Origin of the sequence: Streptomyces sp. NPDC059989 (genome assembly GCF_042736975.1) — a bacterium.
In the GTDB taxonomy this organism is placed as follows: Bacteria; Actinomycetota; Actinomycetes; order Streptomycetales; family Streptomycetaceae; genus Streptomyces.
In genome coordinates, this window is sequence record NZ_JBHWUO010000060.1 from 1 (window position 1) to 17,955 (window position 17,955).

The window sequence follows — 17,955 nt, forward strand, 5'->3', positions numbered from 1 at the left end:
AGCATTCGTCAGTTCATGCCGACGCACCATGACCGACTCATGCCCGGAACGGCAACAGATCCACCACCCGGGCAAGAGCCATCAGACACCGCCTAACCCGCACTCCGGCTACCGGCGTCATGCCGGCGGAGGAGTTCGAGGAGGTCGCGGCGCGCCAGGCGCTGCCCCGGCCGCTCACCCCCGACGACACCGCAGCCGTGGTCTCGATGCTCGTCGGCGACGACGCCGCCGCGCTGACGGGCCAGGTACTGACGGTCGATGGCGGCCTGGTGATGCGTTAGGGACGGGCGGGGCGGGAACCCCTACAGGGGACTCCCGTGCGTGGATCACGCAGCGCCGGCCCCGACGGCTACGCGGAGCCGGGGTCGGGATATCGGCGCTGTTCTCGTCGTGCGTGGACAGCAGCCAACCCTGCTCCTCGGCGCATCGCCGGGCGCTTTCCACAAGACGTGCGACGGCGGCGGACTGGGTGCGCGCGGACCACAGGATCGACCACTCCACGCGGATCTCCGGCTGGACGAGTCGGCGCGCGGCGTAGCCTCGGTCGGCCGCGGCGGGTGTGGTAGGCGAACGACGCGGGCGGCAGGCCGACCTCCCGTCTCGCCCGCAGCCGGGCGACCATGGCCTGGGGCGGCGGGCGGCGAAGGCCTGGATCCGGGGCTGGAAGCCCGCCTCCTCGCAGGCGGCGACCACCCGGTCGTAGTAGCCGGGCGCGAGTTTGCGCGGGAACAGCAGCACCGACTCGTTCTCCAGGTCGGTGACCGGGACAGGGCCGGTGTCGGCGAGGCGGTGGTCCTTGCTGCACAGCAGCGCGAGCGGCTCCGATCACACCAGGGCGGTGCGCACCCCCTTCATCGGCTCGGGGAACAGGGCGATCCCGGCATCCAGGTCGCCGGCGAGCACGCGGCCGGGGATCTCGGAGTTGAAGTGCTCGGTGGCTAGGACGGTCAGGGGAGTCGGCTGCCGCAGGCCCTTCCCCCGGGCGTATCCGTCCGTCACTGCCCGGTCGGGTTGGTGAGGGGCTGTTGAGAGGCGGTCCGTGGTGTGAAGAGTGCCTGGACGGTTTCGGTGGCCAGGTCTCGCAGCCAGGTGTGGGCGCGGTCGTTGTCGTAGCGCTGGTGCCACAGCAGGTACAGGGGGACGTCGGGCAGCGGGAGCGGCGCAGGCAGTGAGGCCAGGCCGAGTTGTTCCCGGGCTGTGCGGGTGACCGCGTCCGGAAGGGTGACGACCAGGTCGGTGCCGAGCACGAGTTGCAGGGCGAAGGCGGCGGTGGGCCCGGCAGCGACGACGCGTCGTTCGAGGCCGCGTGTGGCCAGGGCGTCGTCGATCGGATCGCGCAGGCTTCCGCGCCGCGAGACGGTGAAGTGTTCGGCGGCCGCGTAGCGCTCGAGGCTCAGCGGGCCTTCGGTGAGCGGGTGGTCCGGTCGGACGGCGACGACCAGCCGGTCCTTGCCGACGAGGCGGTGGCGGATGTTGGGGAGCGTCGGAGCGCTGGAGCTCGATTCGAGGTCGACCTCACCCCGGCGCAGCTCGGCGTCGTCCGTCCCGGGTTCGGCGGACAGGCGGAGCCGGACGCCGGGGGCCTGATGGTGGACGGCCGTGGTCAAGGTGGTGCCGCAGGCTGCGGTCAGGGCGTCGTGCCAGCGCACGGTGAACACCCGGTCCAGAGCCGCCAGGTCGAGTTCCTGCTGCGCGGAGAGAAGCTGGTGGGCCTGTTGCACGAGGGCGTGGACCTGGGCGCGCATGGCCAGCGCGCGGGTGGTGGGGACCATGCTGCGGCCGGTGCGGACCAGGATCTGGTCACCGGTGGCTTTGCGGATGCGGCCCAGGGAGCGGCTCATCGCCGGTGCGGTGACGTGGAGGCGTGCTGCGGCGCCGGCGACGCTGCCCTCTTCCAGCAGGGCGTCCAGGGCGGTGAGCAAGTTCAGATCCAGTTGCATGAGAGTAACTCTACAAGTGACAAGCATGCACTTGTTGTTAATGGTCAGGCGGCCTACCTTCGAAGTGCGGGGGCGAGACAACCGCCACGCTTCTACCGATCCCCCAGGGAGCCCACCATGAGCACAGCCATGCCTTTCGAAGCCGACGCGACGCTCCTATCCGACGTGACCGCTGCGGTCAAGGCCGCCGGCGTCACGCTGCGCGACCGCTACACCTCGCACGCCCGGGGAGTGAGTCTGGACGAGGTCGTCGGGGAGATCCACGCCAACGACGACGCGGTGCTGGACGTGCTGCGGGAACCACTGCTGCGAGCCCGGCAAGGGGCGCAGTGGGCCGAGGACGAGCTGGCCGGCGGCGCGCTCCCGCCCGGGGAGTGGTGGGTCGTCGACCCCGCCGAGGGCAACATCAACCACGTCCACGGCATGGAGGACTGGGCGGTCACCGCCACCCTGGTCCGCGACAACCGGCCGGTACTCACCGTCGTCCACCTGCCGCTGACCGGCGACACCTACACAGCCGTCGCCGGCGGCGGCGCCCGACTCAACGACCGGCCCCTGAAGGTGTCCGCCAAGACCGACCTGGGCGCCGCGCTCATCGGCACCGGCCAGGCCAAGCCCGGCGAGGACGAGCGCACCTTCCGGCGGATCGGTGACTCCGTCACCGCCATGCTCATCAACGGCCTGGTCGTACGCGTGTCCGTTCCCGCCACGATGCAACTCATCCACGTCGCCGCCGGACGCATGGACGCGTTCTGGCAGTTCTCCGACGTCCGCTCCGGCCTGGTCGCCGGCGCCCTGCTGGTCTCCGAAGCCGGAGGCACCGTCACCGATCTGACGGGCGAACCCTGGAACACCGCCAGCCGCGACTTCCTGGCCGCCGCCCCCGGCATCCACGGCGCCGCCCTCAAGGTCCTCTCGCCGATCGCCTGACTGGACTTATCCGCTCTTCCCTACCCCCATACCGCAAGGAGCATCACCGCATGACCAACATCGGCATCCTGGGCGCCGGACGCGTCGGCGCCAACCTCGCCGGCAAGCTCTCCGCAGCCGGACACCACGTCACCATCGGTGGCCGCAGCCCGGAAGACACAGCCGCCCGCACCATTGGGCTCGCCCCGCGGATCGCCTTCGCCGACCAGCGCACCACCGCCCGCACCACGGACATCGTGATCAACGCGACGCCCGGCAACAGCTCCCTGGAGCGCCTCACCGACCTGCGCACCGAGCTCTCCGGAAAGATCCTCATCGACGTCTCCAACGCAACCCGCGACGCCGCTGACGGCTTGCCCGGCGACCTGTGCTATCCCGGCAGCAGCCTCGCCGAGAAGCTCCAGGCCGCGCTCCCCGACACCCGTGTGGTCAAGACCCTCAACACCATGCTTTTCATGGTCATGACCGCTCCCGAAACCCTGGCCACCCCACCGACCGCCTACCTCTCGGGCGACGACGAACAGGCGAAGAGGACCGTCTCCGGCCTGCTCGGCGACCTGGGCTGGCAGCCCGAACGGATCGAGGACCTCGGCGACATCACCACATCCCGCGCCACCGAGGCCATGATCCTCGTCGTACCCCACATCCTGCGCCGGCACGGCTTCAAGCCCTTCGCTGTCTCCCTCGCCCACTGACAGCGCTCACTGGGCTGCAAGTGACGCCCGAACTCGGTTCTGGCACAGATCTTGGGGAGCCATCGCGGAGCGTTACCCCGATGTTCGATTGCGAGGAGGCTGGCTCGCGCGAGACCGCGTACGCCTCGTCGGCTGACAGTCGGAAGTGACGCTCCCTCAGGTGCCTGCTGGCCGCTGCGGCGGTCGGTTGTGGGCGGTGATGGTGCTGGTCATGCAAACCGATGCACCATTCTGGGACTCGCTGGTGTTCGACGGGATCGACGATGTGGATGTCGAGGCTGTGACGGCCGCGTTCGGCACGGTCGAGGTGGTGGCGAGAGGCCGCGCGGCCGGTTCTGAATGTCCGGACTGCGGCTGCTTCTCGGACCGAGTCCACGACCGTTACCAACGCAGGCTGAAGGACCTTCCACTCGCTGAACAGGGCTTTGTGATCCGGCTGACGGTCCGGCGCTTCACCTGCCGAGCGGCGGACTGCCCGCGCCGGACATTCGCCGAACCGTTCTCCCGGCTGGCCGCCCCACATGCACGGTTCACCACGCGGCTCAACCACGCCCTGGAGCGAGTGGGACTGGCGCTGGCCGGGCGGGCCGGCGCTCGGCTGGCTGCCCAGCTGGGCTTCGCCGCGGGAAGGATGACCTTGTTACGCAGGGTCATGGCACTGCCCGATCCACGGTTCAGTACTCCGCGTGTGTTGGGCGTGGACGACTTCGCGATCCGTCGCGGCCAAACCTACTCCACCGTCTTGACCAGCGTCGAAGACCATCGGGTGGTCGATGTGCTCCCCACCCGTGAGGCCGGGCCGCTGGCCGCGTGGCTGACTTGCCACCCCGGCGTGGAGATCATCTGCCGGGACCGGGCGGGCGCCTACGCCGAGGGTGCCCGGCGCGGTGCCCCCGGTGCTCTGCAGGTCGCTGACCGGTTCCATCTGTGGCAGGGCCTCGGCCGGGCCGTGGAGACCTGCGTCGCCGCCCACCGCGACTGCCTGCGCAACCCATCGCCCAGCGGCATGCTGCCGGAGGCCACCGGACTGATTTCCGGCCGACCGCAGGACGACTCGGAGCCCGTCGGCCGGCGGGCCGAGCGGAAGAAGGCAGCACACGCCCTGGTCCACGAGCTCCTGGCCCAAGGCCACTCACGCCGAGCGATCGCCCGACACCTGGGCTGGGGCCTCAACACCGTCCTCCGGTACGCGAACGCCGCCCGCTGGCAGGAAACCTTCCGCGAGAACCGGCCCCGGCCCAGCAGGCTGGACCCCTACAAGCCCTACCTGGAGCGACGCTTCGCCGAGGGATGCACCAGCGTCACCCACCTGCACCGTGAACTCGTTGCCGCCAACGCGCCCGTCACCTACCAGATGGTCCGCAGCCACATCGCCGACCTCCGCGGGGCTCCGGCTGGAACGCCGCGGAGGCCGCCGACGGTGCGGCAGGTGACCGGCTGGCTCACCCGGCACCCCACGACCCTGACCGAGGAAGACCGGGCCGGTCTGAAGGAGGTCCTGGCCCGCTGCCCCGAACTGGAACAGGCCGCCGAACACGTCCGCGACTTCGGTGAGATCCTTACCGACCGCCTCGGCTCCACACTCCCCACCTGGATCGACTCAGTCGACGCCAGTCAGCTACCTGGCCTCACCGGCTTCGCGCTCCACCTGCTCCGAGACCTCGACGCTGTGACAGCCGGGCTCACTCTCAGCTGGAGCTCCGGCAGCATCGAGGGTGCCGTCAACCGCATCAAGAAGATCAAGCGGCAGCTCTACGGCCGAGCCGGATTCGAACTACTCCGCAAGATGATCCTGCTCCAGTAGCACTCCAAGCCTCCGAAGCCTGCGCCAAGACCGAGGACTGACCGCACCCAGAGAGCTTGGCTGGGGCGTGTCGGCACCGACGGACATAATGCGGCTGTGGACCTGAGACCGGAGCTGTTGCCCCCGCCCGTGAGCCAGCAGCGGCTGGACGAGCTGTGCGCTGAGGTTGAGCAGATCGCTGAGCTGCTGGTCGCCCGCCCAGCGGTGGCGGGCGAGGCGATCGAGGCGTTCAACGCGATGACCGGTCACGACTACGTGGCTCTCGACTTCGCTGAGTACGACGGAAGCAGGAGCCTGGAGGAGTTCGCGAGGGAGGCGGCCCGGCCGGCTCGCCCCGTGGTTGCGGACGTCACCCGGGACGAGCTCGTTGAGATCGTTCGCAGACTCCTGGCTGCCTCTGCGGAGAGCGACTTCTATCTGCGGCTCCTGGAGGCGAACGTGTCGCATCCCCGGGTGAGTGACCTGCTCTTCCATCCCTCAGACATCCTTCAGGACCCGTCTGCGGAGCAGGTTGTCGATGAGGCTCTGAAGTACCGACCGATCACGCTCTGAGCAAATCGAACGCCACCGTCACCCTCCGCGACCGCTCCCCAAGATCTGTGCCAGAACCCCGAACTCATCGACATTGATCATGCCTCCTACACAGGAGGCGACTCCCGAAGTCGTGGACAAACGACCCCCACTCCCGTGTGCAGAGCCGGCTCGCGGACTGGACCGCGCACCTCTCCGTCGTGTGCGAAGCGGCCACGCCGCCGGCCGAACTCCTGGTCGAGGTGACCGGGCAGCTGACCGCCACGGCCGCGGACGCGCCGTTGGCCGCGCCGCGCGCCGCCGGTGTGCCGGAACGGATCACCGCCCGGGTGGGCCGCCGAAGCGGTGGCCACCGCCCTCGGCACCACCCGCTCCATGCCCCTGGTCCTGCTCCTGACTGCGCAGGACAGGTAACGGCACGCACCACAGCGGCGTTCCAGGAGTGGGCGGGTCGGCGGGGAAGTCGGTTCTCACCGGAGCGGGCGACCGTTCCGATGGAGAAGGTCGCGACAGCTTGGGCACGAGCGAGGCCGCGGCATGCCGCTACGTCCAGAGCTACCTCCACCGGCCGAGAGGGATGAACCCCTCCTCCCTCCACCGCTGCGGAGGCTACCGTGGCGGTACAACCTGTTTGGAGGAGCCCGTGAGCGCTCAACCCGCCGACCACGTACCCGTCCCGCCCTACGCGCCCGCGCCCGGGGCCCCGGCCGAACTCCGTGCCCTGCTGCGAGCCGACCGCCGTGCGGACACGTGGGTGCCGGCGTTCGAGCGGGACTGGGCCATGGCACTGGAGGATGCCCGCGACTCCTTCAGCCTCACCCCTTTGCACGAGGTGGTGCGTACCTGGCAGTTGCGCGTCGCCGCGGCCCCGGCCGTCGACGCCTTCATGGACTCCGGCCGCGACGAGTCCGGCTTCGTGGACCTGGACGACGTCCTCGGAGCCCGCGGGTGACCGCTCAGCCGTGGGCGGTGCGTCTGTCCCCGCAGGCCGCGAAGACGCTTGCCGAGCTTCCCGACCCGGCCCGGGAGATGGTCCGCGACGTCCTGGACATCGCGGTGCGCTCCCCGTGGGGCTGGCCCCAGTGGAACGCCGGCGATCCGGAGGGCGAGGACGTCCGCGCCGCGTCCGTCGGACAGCTGTCCGTCGTTTACGTGGCCAACCGCCTCACACGGCACCTGTCCGTCCTGGACATCGTCTGGCTCGGGTAGCAACGCCTTGCCCTCGGCCGTATCAAGGGGTCAGCCGATGCGGACGGTGTTCTCGGGGAGGGGTATGTCGGAAAGGTTCAGCTGGAGCCCGGTCAGGGTCAGGTAGGTCTGCGAGTCGGTCAAGGCGGAGGTGGTGGACGGCGCCTGGGTCTTCCCGCGCGTGCTCACCAGCAGGTACCAGCCCCCGCGCTTGTAGCTGCGGGAGGCGTCGGGGCGGTCGCCGTTCGGGTTCAGCGTCCAGCCCTGGCGCTCCAGGTCGGCGCAGATCGCGTTCATCTCCGACTGTGCGGCGGTCTTCTCGCGGACGGCCATCCAGCCCGTTCTGTTCGCGTTGGCCCCGGCCGCGACGGTCGGGCGGCCCTGCGCCGGGTCGAGGCCCGCCGCGCTGACGGCGGTCCGGATCCCCTCCTCCACGGCGTCCCGTGTGAGGGGCGGTGACGTGGACTCCGGTGTGGGCGCCGCCGTGGATGGGGACGGCGCGGGCGCTCCCAGGTGGATGCGCCCGTCGTCGTCTATCTGGATGTGGTCCGGCAGGACCACGGCGGCCAAACTCACGATCAAGGTCGCGGCCAGCCCGATCCACACCCTCTTCAACAGCGCGTTCAACGCGAAACTCCCCCCGAGTGATCATTCAGAGGGAGTCTCACACATGCTGCTCGGCGCCCGGCAGCCCTTAAGGGGCGGGACCGGCTGCTTCGCGTTCTCGGTGACTTGAGGATCGCTCTGCCCCACCCAGTCGGGATGAAACCGGCGGCCACTCGCCCGTCGTTCGTCTCTCCGCCCCAGGTGCCCCAGAGCCTGATCTGGCGGGCGCTGGTTTTGGAGGCGGTGCTGATGGGTCAGGCAGCGTAGATCTTTTGCGATTACCTGCACCGGATCGCCGGGAGGGACCTGGCGCAGGTGTGCCGGCACGCGGGCGAGGTGTGGGAGGACGCGGAGGAGGTGGGGTCCTACGAGCGGTTCGTGCGCCGGTGCGAGCGGCTGCGGGCGGTGTGCGGGGGGCCGGTGCGGATCCATTTCTCCACGCGCTTCGAGACGCATTTCAACGATCTGGTCGCGCACGCGCGGCGGCATGGCGTGCGGGGGATGTTCGACCTGCGGCGGACCGATCACTTCGCATTGTGCGCGGAGCCCGTGCTGCGGCCCCAGGTGGAGGCGCTGGTGGCGGGTTCTCCAGCCCCCGCTCCCGAGGGCTGACCAGCACAACGAGCAACCGGCGAACCTTCCCGGTCACAGCACTGGATGAGTAGATCCGAATTGACACTGCTGCCCTGCGGGCAGACGCTGCGCACCGGGTGGGGGCGTGGCATTTCGCGCGGGGCCGGTCTGTTGGGCTGGTCGGTCGTGATGGGTTTGGTGATCGGGTGATGGCGTTGTTGGTGCCGTGTCCGTGGGGGTGTGGGTGTCGTTGCGGGGGCAGGCGGTGGCCGGTGGGTGCCGGGTTTGTCGTTCCTGGCCGTGTGCTGGTGGGCCGCGTACCTTCACAGGACAGGAGCCGTTACATGAAGACGAGAGTGTTGTGGCAGCGGATGACCGGCCTCGCCACGGTCATGGGGCTGGGCGTGGTGGTGCCGTTCGCGGTAGGCGTGACACCTGCTTATGCCCAGGGCCAACTGAGGATCACGAAGACGCACGAGGGCGACTTCGTCCGAGGCGGGCAGGGCGTCTATCGCATCACCGTCAGCAACCCGGGCTTGGAATCCACCCGCCGCATTCTCCTCTCCGACGAGTTTCCGCTGGGACTCAGCGGTGAGAGTGTGCAGGCCGGGGCCCCGTTCGATTGCGGCATCGTGGGCAACAGGCGTGTGCTGACGTGCAGTACCGACGGCTTGGGTGCTGGTCAGAGTGCGACGATCCTCCTGACGGTCAACGTTGCCGAGGACGCTCCCTGCAGCGTCACCAACAGGGTCCAGGTGGGTGAGGACGGTAGTCTGCCGAACCCCATCCCTGACGAAACGGACAGCGACGTCACCAGGGTCACCGGCGGCGAATGCGGTAACGGCAACGGCAACGGCAACGGCAACGGCGGGAACGGGGGCGGTTCGGGGTCGATCCTGCCGATCAACCTCAACGGTCTCATCCCGATGTTCAACAACATCACCACCAACAACAACATCAAGAGCCCCAACGCCAGCAATCACAGCCGCCAGGGCTTCGCTCTGAACAACCCCTGACCCCGGTCCGGCCAGAGTTCCGCAGGAACCATCCGGCGGCAGACCGACGGCGGCCGACGTGCCGCTACCGAGCCCGGTCGCGTCCTGCCGGGGGCGTTGCCCGGGCCGTCACCCCTTTACAGGTGACAGCCCGCGCCGCATGGGCCGCGTGATCGAGTAACGCTCGACATGCCGTCAGCGCCCAAAGGCCGCCTGCGTGGCCGACACCGGCGAGGGCGACAGCGAGCGGCCCGGCATGACACAGGACAACACAGACGGCTGGGGACCACCCCGCACACACGGGAAGTAGGACCCGAGTCCGACGAGCTCGCCAAGCCAATCACCGGCGGCACCCTCCAGGGGCACCGCCGCCAGCGTGGTTCGCGCCCGTGACCATCCCTGCGGGCGCGGAGAGCTGCGCAGGTGCTCGGCCGCGTTGCTGAGCGCCCCGGGTCCATCCCCGCGGACGCAGGGGCGCAAGAAGCGAGGCCGATCCCGCGGCCGTCCTCCGGCGTTCGACCGCGAGATACAAGCGGCGCAACACCGCCGAGCGGTGCCTCAACCAGCTCAAGCAGTGGCGCGGTCTGGCCACTCAATACGACAAGACCGTCACCATCCACCTCGCCGCCATCTTTATCTGGTCGAGCACCCATCGAAGGAACGGGACGCTCCATTGGTGTGGTAGGTCACCACGGTGACGTACCTCGGCCAAATTCGGCGTGAGGGTGGCTTGTTGCGGAGTGGGTGAAGGTTGACCCTGACTGGATGGCGATGGCGGAGGCAGTTCTTGCGCTGATCAGCGGGCTGGGCGGGGCCGGCCTTGGCGCGGCGGGTGCGTTGTGGAGTCAGCGGGCCAAGCGTCGTGATGATGCTGCTGCGGCGTCCATTGCGGCCGGTCGGGCTGAGAACGAGCTGTTGCTGGAAACCGTAGCGACGGCCCGTGCCGCGGTGCGGGCGTGGCGGACGAACGCTCACCGGGCCCTTGCCGAGCTGGAGGCGGGGCGTGCGGTTGATGCAGAGCAGTACGACGCGGAGGCTCGGGCTGACATGAAGGAGTTCACCGAGGCGTTGTACCGGCTGGCGGGGCGAGTACAGCTGAATGGACGCGGTGCGTACCAGCGCCCGTTCGCGGATCTGATGACGGAGTCTTCACGGCGCATCATTGAAGCGGCCCACCGCCATGCTCAGGCCCCTCTTTCGACCGCGGAGATCGAAGCACTGGCGGCCGGCGTCCGTGAGGTCCACAGTGAGATCGCCCGCCATCTGGTGAGGAACGCGGAAGCTGTGACGGGACAGGTGATCCCGCCAATCGGCTATGTCCATCCGGAGCCGCCGGGGGCGCGCATGTTTCCTGCGCCTCCCCCATACCCTCCGCGAACGCCGTGACAGCGCCTGCTCAGGCGCGGATCTCCTCCAGGAGCATGCGCAGGGTGAGGCTGTGCCTTTCGGGTGGCGGGGCGTTCATCGCGGCGGTGGCGTGGGCGATGCCCCCGGTACGGTCGCGCCGGAGGGGGCGAGCATCAGCCCCCGGTGGAGCTCCAGGCGGGGAACTCGGCGACGGCCTGGTCCTGTGCGTCGGTGGCGGCCTTCTCGTTGCCGAGGCGGGCCACGAGCAGGGACCGGAACATGTTGAGCCGCCACCACGCCACCACGCCACCACGGCACCACGTAGTCGGAGGTCTGCTCGTACGAGCCGGCCGCATCGAACACCCGCCGGCCCCGGACGTCGAGGTCGCGGGCCGGTGGCGTGGTCGCCGGGCAGGGTAGCGCTTTGCCTCGGAACCGCCCCCGTGACCGAGCGCGGCAGCCGACTGGTGAGCGCCGGACCGCCCTGCACGTGGTGCAGAGCCGTCTGCCGAGATGCTTCCTGGACTCGTCGCGTGTCGGGAGGCTCAGGGCGTCGGTGCGAGAGTCATCGTGATCTGGCAGCCGTCCAGCTCCTGGCCGTTCAGGGTGTCGACGGCCTGTCCGCATGGTCGGGGGAGCTGTACGTGACGAAGCCGAAGCCCCGGGACCTGCCGGTCTTCCGGTCTCTGAGGACGACGCTTTCGATAAACGTGGCCGGCTTCCGCGAAGTGCTCGCGCAGGTGGGTGTCGGTGGTGTCTTACCTGCTCCGTCTCTGCCCTGCGTGCGGCGGTGCTGGTCGGTACCACCGCACGCCGCGAGTTCCGCTGGCTCCGCTGACGGGAGGGTCTACAGGCTCAGGGTGCGTTCACCCGAAAGACTTGGGCGCTGTCGTTGCTCGCGCCAGGGCTGTCGACGTTGTTGTTGGTCGTGATGTTGTTGAACATCGGGATGACACCGTTGAGGCTGATCGGCAGAATCGAGCCCCCTCCGCCTCCGTTGTCGTCGTTGCAGTCACCGGTGATCGTCGTGCGCTCGCTGTCCGAGAACGCGTTGGTGCCTGCAGCGGTGGTCTCGGTGCCCGTGACGGTGTTGGTGACGGCGCACGGTGCGTTCTCGGCGATGTCGACCGTTACCGTGGTGACGAGCGAACCCACTCCGAAAACAACTTCACCGCAGTGGATCGTCTTACCGCCATTGGTGACATCACAGAGTCCGAATTCCGGGAGCGAGCCTGCGAGGCTCGCGACCGTGAGACCCGGGGGAAGGTTGTCCGTGAACTGGGTCTCGCCGCTGTCCTCGTTGCCACTGTTGGTCAGCGTGATGGTGTAGACGCCTTGCCCTCCCGCTTGGAAGTTCCCTTCGTGACTCTTGTCGATGGTTACGATCGATTGAGCATGCGCCGGCGTGGCCCCCACGGCAAGCGGGAGCCCGATGCCGAGCCCCAGTACCGACGTGAGGGCGGCCATCCGCCGCCTCAATCCATGCTTTCCCATTCCGAGTTTCTCCCGTTCGTGAAGGTCTCCCTCGGCCCAAGCAGCGCAGGGTGGAGCGCGGTTCACGGGGGGAGGCCAAAACAGGGAACGCCTTGCCGACTGGTCGGATAACGGGTGTAGCACCCGTTTCACTCGATCGCCTCGCACAAGCGGAACCGAGGGCGCCCCTGCTACCTGGGGCGCCGTGGTCCTGCTCGTCTCCTTCAGATCGTCAGACGACAAGCCGTACGCGGTCTCACGCCAACGCCGTTCGGGTGCCGGTCTTGATTCTTCGAAGGGGTGGGATAGGTGGGGGTGGGACAACAGGAGATCGAGCAGCGCCAAGGGGGCGATCGCCGGGGAGTCCACATCCGGGACCTGTCCCTCTGCGCCCACGCCCAGGGACACACCACTTGGGCAGCCTTGAGTTTCACGCACCTGGGAGGCGTTCCTCGCCCGCAACCCGGCCCGAAGGGCCTCTTGGTCGGCGGGGCTGCGCCAGTTCTCTTTCCACGTTCACCGTACCGGCGTGGTCCTCCACCATGCCGCCGCGCTCCTCGACGCCACACCATCACGCGGCTCTCGGGGCGCCACCCTCACCTTGGCCGAGCAGCGTGTCCTCTACCGGCGCTGGAGCAGCGGCGGATGTGCACCCGCATGTGGCTTCGTTCACGTCAACCGACGCCATCCGCGCCGACCTCGACAGCGGCGATCACCTCCACCTCAACGACGCGGGCACGCACGCGATGGCCGCCGCCGTCGACCTCGCGCACCTGCACCTGTGACACACGCCATATTTGCCGCCGTCACAACCCGCCCGGGTCCCGTGTCTTAAGGGCACCAGCGGACAACAACGAAGGAATCCACGATGAATGCCCGTCTGAACGTCTTCACCAGCCCGGTCGCAGCCAAGGCCTGGAAGCACATCATCGCGGCGGCCAACGCCCTCGGGGACTCGACACTGCCGACCGCGACCCGCGAACTGGTGATGCTCCGCGCCAGCCAGATCAACGGCTGCGCCGGATGCATCGACATGCACACCAAGGACGCCGCAGCCGCCGGTGAGACCGCGGTGCGCCTCCACCTGGTCGCGGCCTGGCGCGAGGCCACCGTCTTCACCGACGCCGAACGCGCCGCCCTGGACCTGGCAGAACAGGCCACCCGCATCGCCGACGCCGCCGGTGGCGTCAGCGACGAGGTCTGGGCGAACGCCGCCAAGCACTACGACGAAGACCAGCTCGCCGCCCTGGTGACCCAGATAGCCGTCATCAACGCCTTCAACCGCTTGAACGTCACCGTCCAGCAGCCTGCCGGCAGCTATGAGCCCGGCCACCACTGACGACCGCCACTGACGACCGCCACCCCTCCAACTCACAAGGACAAATCCGATGAACCTCGCCCTGTGGATCGTTACCGGACTGCTCGCCGCCGCCTATCTGGTCGGCGGCGCCTTCAAGGTGATCACGCCGAAGGAGAAGATAGCCGCCAGCGGGTCCAGCGGGAGGTGGGTTGAAGAGTTCAGCGCCGGCGGTGTCAAGGCCATCGGCACCCTGGAGGTCCTGGCCGCGGTGGGATTGGTCCTGCCCGCCGTACTCCACGTTGCGCCGGTTCTGGTGCCGTCGGCCGCCCTGGGCCTGGTGCTGCTCATGCTGGGCGCGGCGATCATCCGTATCCGTCGTCACGAGCCCAAGCTCGTGATGGTGGACCTGGGCTATGCCGCCCTGGCCGCCTTCGTGGCGTGGGGCCGCTTCGGCCCCGAATCCTTCATCAGCTGACTGGGCGGATCGAGGTACGGCGCCTGCCCACCGACGCGCACCCGGCCGGGGTCGGTGTGGAACCGTCGCCGCCGTGCTTGCCCCGCCCGGTCAGGCGCCTGTGTCCGAGGCCGGTCAGGCTCAGCCTGCAGGGCGGATCCTGTCGTTTGAACGGCAGCGAGTCATGCCGTCGCGGGGTGTCCCAGCCCGGTCTTGTCAGACGTCCGTCACATCCGTCGTGTTACGGCCGTCTCCGGGTCGGTCTCGGCTATGGGGTGTCGGCGCACAGGGCCAGGTGGCGCAGTGTGGTGTATGTGAGGTAGCCGGGCCAGGGGTCGGTGTTGGGGACCAGGCTGGTGAAGTGGGGGTAGGAGGTGCTCCCGTCCAGCACTCCGGCCGGTGCCCAAGGGGGGAGTTCAAGTCCTCCCTTGGACGCCAGCGGAGGACTCCCGTCCAACTGAGGTCTTCCTGCTTCCCGCGCCATGCGGTCGTCGCCCGAACGGACGGTACCGGGTTGCGATGCCGACGGGAGCCGCCTGAGACTCTGACGGAGGGGACTCTACGTCTGGAGGGTGCATGACCACATCGAACGCCCCCGAAGGCCCCACTCACGAGGACGCGCAGCTTCTGATCAAGCTGTACGACATGTCGAGGGACGGGCCGATCCGGCGGGGTTTCCTTTGGTACCTCGACCACTTCAGAGAGGGCATGGATCCGTCCACGGTCGACTACGACGCGATCAGGGCCCGTAACCCCCGCATCTCCGACGGCTACGACGCCTGGACGTCCGTGGCGTCCTTCTTCGAAACCGCGGGCGTGCTGGTTCGCAACGGCACCCTCTACGGCGGCCTTGTCTTCGAGCGGTGGCCCGTCGAGTGGTACTGGCGCTACCTGGGCCCGCTGGTCCAGGCCGAACGTGACAGGGGCCAGGTCTGTGACACGGCCTGCTTCGCCGACAACTTCGAATGGCTCGCCAAGGAGGCGAACCAGTGGCGACTGAGCGGTAAGGGCCAGGCGAAGTGGCTGTCCGGGCTGTCGGCCGGCAAGAAGCCGGGAGACATGATCCCGCCGGCCATCGACCCGCCGTCGGCTTTCGAACAGACGCGGGGGGCCATCGATCCGCCGACGTGAACACCGACCCCACGACGGACACGTCACGGCCGCTGGTGGCGGCAGCCTCCGCCCTGGAGGACGCCGCTACCACGTGGCTCTGCCGTGAGCTCCCGAAGTGTACGGTCGGTGCGGCCGGCCCCGCCTCGGGTGGTGTGAAGCCGCTCGTCGACACCTCCCTCTTCGCGTTGGTACGGGCACGGCTCCACCCCGCCGACGGTGTGCAGGAGGAGTTCTTCCGGCACCTCCGGCAGGAGGTGGAGAGGCCCGGCTACCGCGATCTCCTCGTCCGGAACGGTGACTTCGTCAACTTCTACGGCCTGCCGTACGCGGCCCTGGTGACCATGGGCGAGGACGGTTCCGCGGGTCGCCTGGTACGAGCGGTCATACGCAGCGGCGTGCCCATGTGGACCGAGCGCCCCCCGCACCGCCGTCTGGACGTGCTCTTCTTCCTCTGCCTGCTGGGAATCAGCGTCGACAGCGGCCCGGACGAGGTCCTGTCCCTCTCCTCCCTCGTGTCCGACCCGAACGTCCTGCTGGTCACCGAGCAGGAGAGCTATGCGATGGCGCACACCGCGATGTACGCGACCGAGTTCGGTCAGCGCCGTGCCGTGTGGCCGGACATCGATTTGTCGGACGTCCGTGACCTGCTGGACGTGTTGCTGCGGCGTGCCGTGGCCACGGGCCGCGTCGATCTCGCCGCGGAATTGGTGTGCGGCGCCGTCTCCGTCTGCGACGGCCGCGTCGCGGTGGACCTCGCACCCTTCCTGGACCTCCTGGAGAGTTCCCGGCGCGAGGACGGGAGCTGGCCCCGCTACGCGGAGGAACGGTCCGGCCCCGAGAACTGGCCCCGTTCACACCATGCGACCCTGGTGGTGGCGCTGGCTCTGACGATGGTCCGCCGGGCTCTGGAGCCGGGGCCGTACCCGGTGGGGCAGCTCGGTCGCGCAGACGGGCGGGCGCACCGCGACCGGGTGAGGCGCGAGGTCGACGCGGCCCTCTCCCGCGCTGCGCCGGCCGCCTCGCCGGCGGCCGGGCGGCTCTGCGGCCGGGCCCCCGGGAGAACGGAGGCGGGGCCGGGGGCGCTGTGGGACGTGCCCGGAGCGGACCGGCACGGCTGGATCGCGGCGTTGGAGGAGCGTGTCCTGCGAGGCGAGGCCGGACGGCGGGAGGTGTGCGACGGCGTCCTGCTGCTCGCGAGCTGGCAGGACGAGGACGGGCTCATCCGTTGCTGTGACGACGGGGAGCACCACGTGGGATCCACGGCCTCGGCCCTGCACGTCCTGAACGCGGCACGCCATCAGCTCTCCGCGTCGTGAACCGGAGCCGTCACGAACGGCTCACACCCTGGGGAAGAGGTCGCAGTCGAGGGGGTCTCCCCGTCCGAGGGCCGGCGGGGTCACGTGGCCGGTCTGGCCCTTGTTGTGGAACATGTCCGCCGGATGCGGATCCCAGGTCACGTCGCCCCCGGTGTAGACGACGGCCACCGCCCGGCGAGGCGTCCGGGAGCTGTTCGCGCGGGCCCCGTGGACGGTCTTGGGGTGGTGCAGCAGCGCGTCTCCGGGTTCCGACTCCCCTATCAGCCAGTCGTGCTCCAGGTATTCCGCGTCGAAATCGGGCTGCCAGTCCGATATCCGTCCGGATCCGGGCGCCTCGTACACCACACCCCAGCGGTGTGACCCCTTGAGGTAGTGGAGTGCGCCGCTCCGATCCGTCACGATGTCGAAGGGCACCCAGATGCGCAGGATCTGTTCGCCGGCAAGGGGGAAATAGGGATAGTCCTGGTGCCAGAGCGTGGGTTTGGGCGTGCCCGATTCCTTGACGAAGACCTGGTCGTAGAAGAAGTTCAGGCTGTCGGCGCCGGTCAGCACCTGGCGCGCGATGACGGGCATCGGCCCGGACAGCGCCCACGCCTTGAAGGCTTCGTCGAGCAGCCACGGGAACGACTGTCCGAAGAAGCGCGGCTGCCCCGCCTCCGCGTAGTTCTGCGACGACGGATCGGGATGCTGCGTCAGCCGGTCGATCGCGGCGCTCATGTAGGCCACCCACTCGTCCGGGACGATTCCCTTCAGGAGGGCCGCGCCATCCCGTTCGTACGCTGCCCGCTCGTCAGCGGTCACCCATCGGGTGGGCCCGGTGGCCGGATGGTCGCGGTGGATGTCGTGGGCCGGCCGGTTCACTGCCGCTCCCGGAACCGTTCGAGATGGAGCCGGGTCTGGTGTGCCGGCTCGGTGCCGTCGGCTCCGGCGTCGCGGCCGCGGAAGTAGTCGCGCTGCCAACTGCCGACCGGCAGATCGCCCCGTCTCAGCCTGGCCGTGAAGTCCTCCCGGGAGCTCTTGAAGAGCTGGAAGCGGGCGTTGTCCGCCGGTATTGACTCTATGTCCCGGATTTCCGGGTGGAACGACTCCAGCTCTCCTCGTCGCTGCGGAGCGACCATGCAGAAGGGTTCCCCTTCGTCGAAGACGATGTCCGTGAACGGTCGCGTCACCTTCCAGTTCATGGTGAAGGTCGCTGCCGTCCAGTCCGTTTCCACGATACCGTCCAGGGCGAACACGCCGTCTTTCGGATAGTTCGTCGGCCCGCGGACGTGGAGGTTGAACCCGGGAGGAGTCCGGAAGAGGTAGGGGACGCTCCACGTGATGATTCCGTACCCGAACTGACTGTGCGCCAGGGGCGGGGGCCGGTCCGGCCTGTCGGCGTGGCTGATGTTCAACGAGCCCGGCTCCTCCCTCCCCGACCAGCGCGCCGTGAAGCGCGTGTCGTTGAGGAGGATCCAACCGCTCTGATTGGCTATCAGCAGGGGGAGGCAGCGATTGGCGTAGTGCTGGAGCGTCGCGGACATCCAGGCTCGGCCTGCTGCCGCGGGCTCGATGGTCAGCGGGCGATCCGCTACGGAGTAGGCGATGAGGGACGCGGCGCCGTCCGGCCCCGCGTGGGACTGCGCCTGCTCACGGTTCCGCCGCCCGGTGGCGCTGCTCGGTTGCTCGTTCATGTTCGGCTCCTCACGGC

Annotated in this window: 23 protein-coding genes and 2 pseudogenes; 15 read left to right on the top strand and 10 right to left on the bottom strand. The window is 69.0% G+C overall.

The window, feature by feature from the left end:
* Positions 1-56 precede the first annotated feature (56 nt).
* Positions 57-281 (top strand): annotated as a pseudogene (locus ACFWBN_RS34125) (SDR family oxidoreductase); the annotation flags it as partial.
* Here ACFWBN_RS34125 and ACFWBN_RS34130 read toward each other — a convergent pair.
* The 3 genes and pseudogenes from ACFWBN_RS34130 to ACFWBN_RS34140 form a co-directional block, all read right to left on the bottom strand.
* Positions 175-813 (bottom strand): annotated as a pseudogene (locus tag ACFWBN_RS34130) (LysR substrate-binding domain-containing protein); the annotation flags it as partial. The pseudogenes ACFWBN_RS34125 and ACFWBN_RS34130 sit on opposite strands and share 107 nt — an antisense overlap.
* 12 nt (positions 814-825) lie before the next feature.
* Entirely contained in the window at positions 826-999 is a 174-nt protein-coding gene (locus ACFWBN_RS34135) for a hypothetical protein (RefSeq protein ID WP_385183780.1), read from the bottom strand.
* Positions 996-1,940 carry a LysR family transcriptional regulator gene (locus tag ACFWBN_RS34140; RefSeq protein WP_385183782.1) on the bottom strand — a complete coding sequence of 315 codons (945 nt, stop codon included), beginning with the start codon at positions 1,938-1,940 and terminating at the stop codon, positions 996-998. The genes ACFWBN_RS34135 and ACFWBN_RS34140 overlap by 4 nt, the downstream gene beginning before the upstream one ends.
* Before the next feature lie 117 nt (positions 1,941-2,057).
* Between ACFWBN_RS34140 and ACFWBN_RS34145 the strand changes: the two genes are divergently transcribed.
* The 6 genes from ACFWBN_RS34145 (at position 2,058) to ACFWBN_RS34170 (ending at position 7,109) form a co-directional block, all read left to right on the top strand.
* The gene (locus ACFWBN_RS34145) at positions 2,058-2,870 is read left to right on the top strand and encodes an inositol monophosphatase family protein (RefSeq protein ID WP_385183786.1); all 813 of its coding nucleotides are present in this window, start codon (positions 2,058-2,060) and stop codon (positions 2,868-2,870) included.
* A 50-nt stretch (positions 2,871-2,920) separates the two neighbouring features.
* Positions 2,921-3,565: an NADPH-dependent F420 reductase gene (locus ACFWBN_RS34150; protein ID WP_385183788.1), complete on the top strand. Its 645-nt coding sequence runs from the start codon at positions 2,921-2,923 to the stop codon at positions 3,563-3,565.
* Positions 3,566-3,725: 160 nt separating this feature from the next.
* Entirely contained in the window at positions 3,726-5,369 is a 1,644-nt protein-coding gene (locus ACFWBN_RS34155) for an ISL3 family transposase (protein WP_385183790.1), read from the top strand.
* Between the two features lie 96 nt (positions 5,370-5,465).
* The gene (locus ACFWBN_RS34160; protein ID WP_385183793.1) at positions 5,466-5,921 is read left to right on the top strand and encodes a hypothetical protein; all 456 of its coding nucleotides are present in this window, start codon (positions 5,466-5,468) and stop codon (positions 5,919-5,921) included.
* A gap of 622 nt (positions 5,922-6,543) precedes the next feature.
* Positions 6,544-6,852 (top strand): DUF6247 family protein, encoded by a 309-nt coding sequence (locus ACFWBN_RS34165; RefSeq protein ID WP_385183795.1) that lies wholly within the window; start codon positions 6,544-6,546, stop codon positions 6,850-6,852.
* Positions 6,849-7,109, top strand: coding sequence for a hypothetical protein (locus ACFWBN_RS34170; RefSeq protein ID WP_385183798.1), 261 nt, complete (start codon positions 6,849-6,851; stop codon positions 7,107-7,109). Before ACFWBN_RS34165 ends, ACFWBN_RS34170 begins: the two co-directional genes overlap by 4 nt.
* 30 nt (positions 7,110-7,139) lie before the next feature.
* Here ACFWBN_RS34170 and ACFWBN_RS34175 read toward each other — a convergent pair whose 3' ends face one another.
* Positions 7,140-7,715, bottom strand: a complete 576-nt coding sequence (locus ACFWBN_RS34175) for a hypothetical protein (RefSeq protein WP_385183800.1) — start codon at positions 7,713-7,715, stop codon at positions 7,140-7,142.
* 336 nt (positions 7,716-8,051) lie between these two features.
* Here ACFWBN_RS34175 and ACFWBN_RS34180 point away from each other — a divergent pair, with 336 nt between their 5' ends.
* The 3 genes from ACFWBN_RS34180 (at position 8,052) to ACFWBN_RS34190 (ending at position 10,648) form a co-directional block, all read left to right on the top strand.
* Positions 8,052-8,306: a hypothetical protein gene (locus ACFWBN_RS34180; protein ID WP_385183802.1), complete on the top strand. Its 255-nt coding sequence runs from the start codon at positions 8,052-8,054 to the stop codon at positions 8,304-8,306.
* Positions 8,307-8,611: 305 nt separating this feature from the next.
* Positions 8,612-9,283, top strand: coding sequence for a hypothetical protein (locus tag ACFWBN_RS34185; RefSeq protein ID WP_385183804.1), 672 nt, complete (start codon positions 8,612-8,614; stop codon positions 9,281-9,283).
* 744 nt (positions 9,284-10,027) lie between these two features.
* A complete protein-coding gene (locus tag ACFWBN_RS34190; RefSeq protein WP_385183807.1) occupies positions 10,028-10,648 on the top strand; it encodes a hypothetical protein in 621 nt (206 codons plus the stop codon).
* Positions 10,649-10,782: 134 nt separating this feature from the next.
* Here ACFWBN_RS34190 and ACFWBN_RS34195 read toward each other — a convergent pair whose 3' ends face one another.
* From ACFWBN_RS34195 to ACFWBN_RS34205, 3 genes are all read right to left on the bottom strand, one after another.
* Positions 10,783-10,914: a hypothetical protein gene (locus ACFWBN_RS34195; RefSeq protein WP_385183810.1), complete on the bottom strand. Its 132-nt coding sequence runs from the start codon at positions 10,912-10,914 to the stop codon at positions 10,783-10,785.
* 296 nt (positions 10,915-11,210) lie between these two features.
* The gene (locus ACFWBN_RS34200; protein ID WP_385183891.1) at positions 11,211-11,315 is read right to left on the bottom strand and encodes a hypothetical protein; all 105 of its coding nucleotides are present in this window, start codon (positions 11,313-11,315) and stop codon (positions 11,211-11,213) included.
* A gap of 149 nt (positions 11,316-11,464) precedes the next feature.
* Entirely contained in the window at positions 11,465-12,076 is a 612-nt protein-coding gene (locus ACFWBN_RS34205; protein WP_385183813.1) for a hypothetical protein, read from the bottom strand.
* Positions 12,077-12,741: 665 nt separating this feature from the next.
* Here ACFWBN_RS34205 and ACFWBN_RS34210 point away from each other — a divergent pair.
* From ACFWBN_RS34210 to ACFWBN_RS34220, 3 genes are all read left to right on the top strand, one after another.
* A complete protein-coding gene (locus tag ACFWBN_RS34210; protein WP_385183818.1) occupies positions 12,742-12,867 on the top strand; it encodes a hypothetical protein in 126 nt (41 codons plus the stop codon).
* A gap of 83 nt (positions 12,868-12,950) precedes the next feature.
* Positions 12,951-13,421 (top strand): carboxymuconolactone decarboxylase family protein, encoded by a 471-nt coding sequence (locus ACFWBN_RS34215; protein ID WP_385183821.1) that lies wholly within the window; start codon positions 12,951-12,953, stop codon positions 13,419-13,421.
* A 49-nt stretch (positions 13,422-13,470) separates the two neighbouring features.
* Positions 13,471-13,857, top strand: coding sequence for a DoxX family protein (locus ACFWBN_RS34220; RefSeq protein ID WP_385183824.1), 387 nt, complete (start codon positions 13,471-13,473; stop codon positions 13,855-13,857).
* 247 nt (positions 13,858-14,104) lie between these two features.
* Here the strand turns inward: ACFWBN_RS34220 and ACFWBN_RS34225 are convergent, their stop codons facing one another.
* Positions 14,105-14,293 carry a hypothetical protein gene (locus ACFWBN_RS34225; protein WP_385183827.1) on the bottom strand — a complete coding sequence of 63 codons (189 nt, stop codon included), beginning with the start codon at positions 14,291-14,293 and terminating at the stop codon, positions 14,105-14,107.
* Between the two features lie 119 nt (positions 14,294-14,412).
* Here ACFWBN_RS34225 and ACFWBN_RS34230 point away from each other — a divergent pair, with 119 nt between their 5' ends.
* A complete protein-coding gene (locus ACFWBN_RS34230) occupies positions 14,413-14,967 on the top strand; it encodes a hypothetical protein (RefSeq protein WP_385183829.1) in 555 nt (184 codons plus the stop codon).
* Positions 14,964-16,265, top strand: a complete 1,302-nt coding sequence (locus tag ACFWBN_RS34235) for a DUF6895 family protein (protein WP_385183831.1) — start codon at positions 14,964-14,966, stop codon at positions 16,263-16,265. Before ACFWBN_RS34230 ends, ACFWBN_RS34235 begins: the two co-directional genes overlap by 4 nt.
* Before the next feature lie 21 nt (positions 16,266-16,286).
* Here the strand turns inward: ACFWBN_RS34235 and ACFWBN_RS34240 are convergent, their stop codons facing one another.
* Positions 16,287-17,126, bottom strand: a complete 840-nt coding sequence (locus tag ACFWBN_RS34240) for a phytanoyl-CoA dioxygenase family protein (RefSeq protein ID WP_385183834.1) — start codon at positions 17,124-17,126, stop codon at positions 16,287-16,289.
* Entirely contained in the window at positions 17,123-17,938 is an 816-nt protein-coding gene (locus ACFWBN_RS34245; protein WP_385183836.1) for a DUF6065 family protein, read from the bottom strand. Before ACFWBN_RS34245 ends, ACFWBN_RS34240 begins: the two co-directional genes overlap by 4 nt.
* Between the last annotated feature and the right edge of the window lie 17 nt (positions 17,939-17,955).

Bases quoted from the DNA above. Each gene is read 5' to 3' on its own strand.
- ACFWBN_RS34140 (WP_385183782.1), bottom strand. From the start codon at position 1,940: ATGCAACTGGATCTGAACTTGCTCACCGCCCTGGACGCCCTGCTGGAA.
- ACFWBN_RS34145 (WP_385183786.1), top strand. From the start codon at position 2,058: ATGAGCACAGCCATGCCTTTCGAAGCCGACGCGACGCTCCTATCCGAC.
- ACFWBN_RS34150 (WP_385183788.1), top strand. From the start codon at position 2,921: ATGACCAACATCGGCATCCTGGGCGCCGGACGCGTCGGCGCCAACCTC.
- ACFWBN_RS34185 (WP_385183804.1), top strand. From the start codon at position 8,612: ATGAAGACGAGAGTGTTGTGGCAGCGGATGACCGGCCTCGCCACGGTC.
- ACFWBN_RS34190 (WP_385183807.1), top strand. From the start codon at position 10,028: ATGGCGATGGCGGAGGCAGTTCTTGCGCTGATCAGCGGGCTGGGCGGG.
- ACFWBN_RS34205 (WP_385183813.1), bottom strand. From the start codon at position 12,076: ATGGCCGCCCTCACGTCGGTACTGGGGCTCGGCATCGGGCTCCCGCTT.
- ACFWBN_RS34215 (WP_385183821.1), top strand. From the start codon at position 12,951: ATGAATGCCCGTCTGAACGTCTTCACCAGCCCGGTCGCAGCCAAGGCC.
- ACFWBN_RS34220 (WP_385183824.1), top strand. From the start codon at position 13,471: ATGAACCTCGCCCTGTGGATCGTTACCGGACTGCTCGCCGCCGCCTAT.
- ACFWBN_RS34230 (WP_385183829.1), top strand. From the start codon at position 14,413: ATGACCACATCGAACGCCCCCGAAGGCCCCACTCACGAGGACGCGCAG.
- ACFWBN_RS34245 (WP_385183836.1), bottom strand. From the start codon at position 17,938: ATGAACGAGCAACCGAGCAGCGCCACCGGGCGGCGGAACCGTGAGCAG.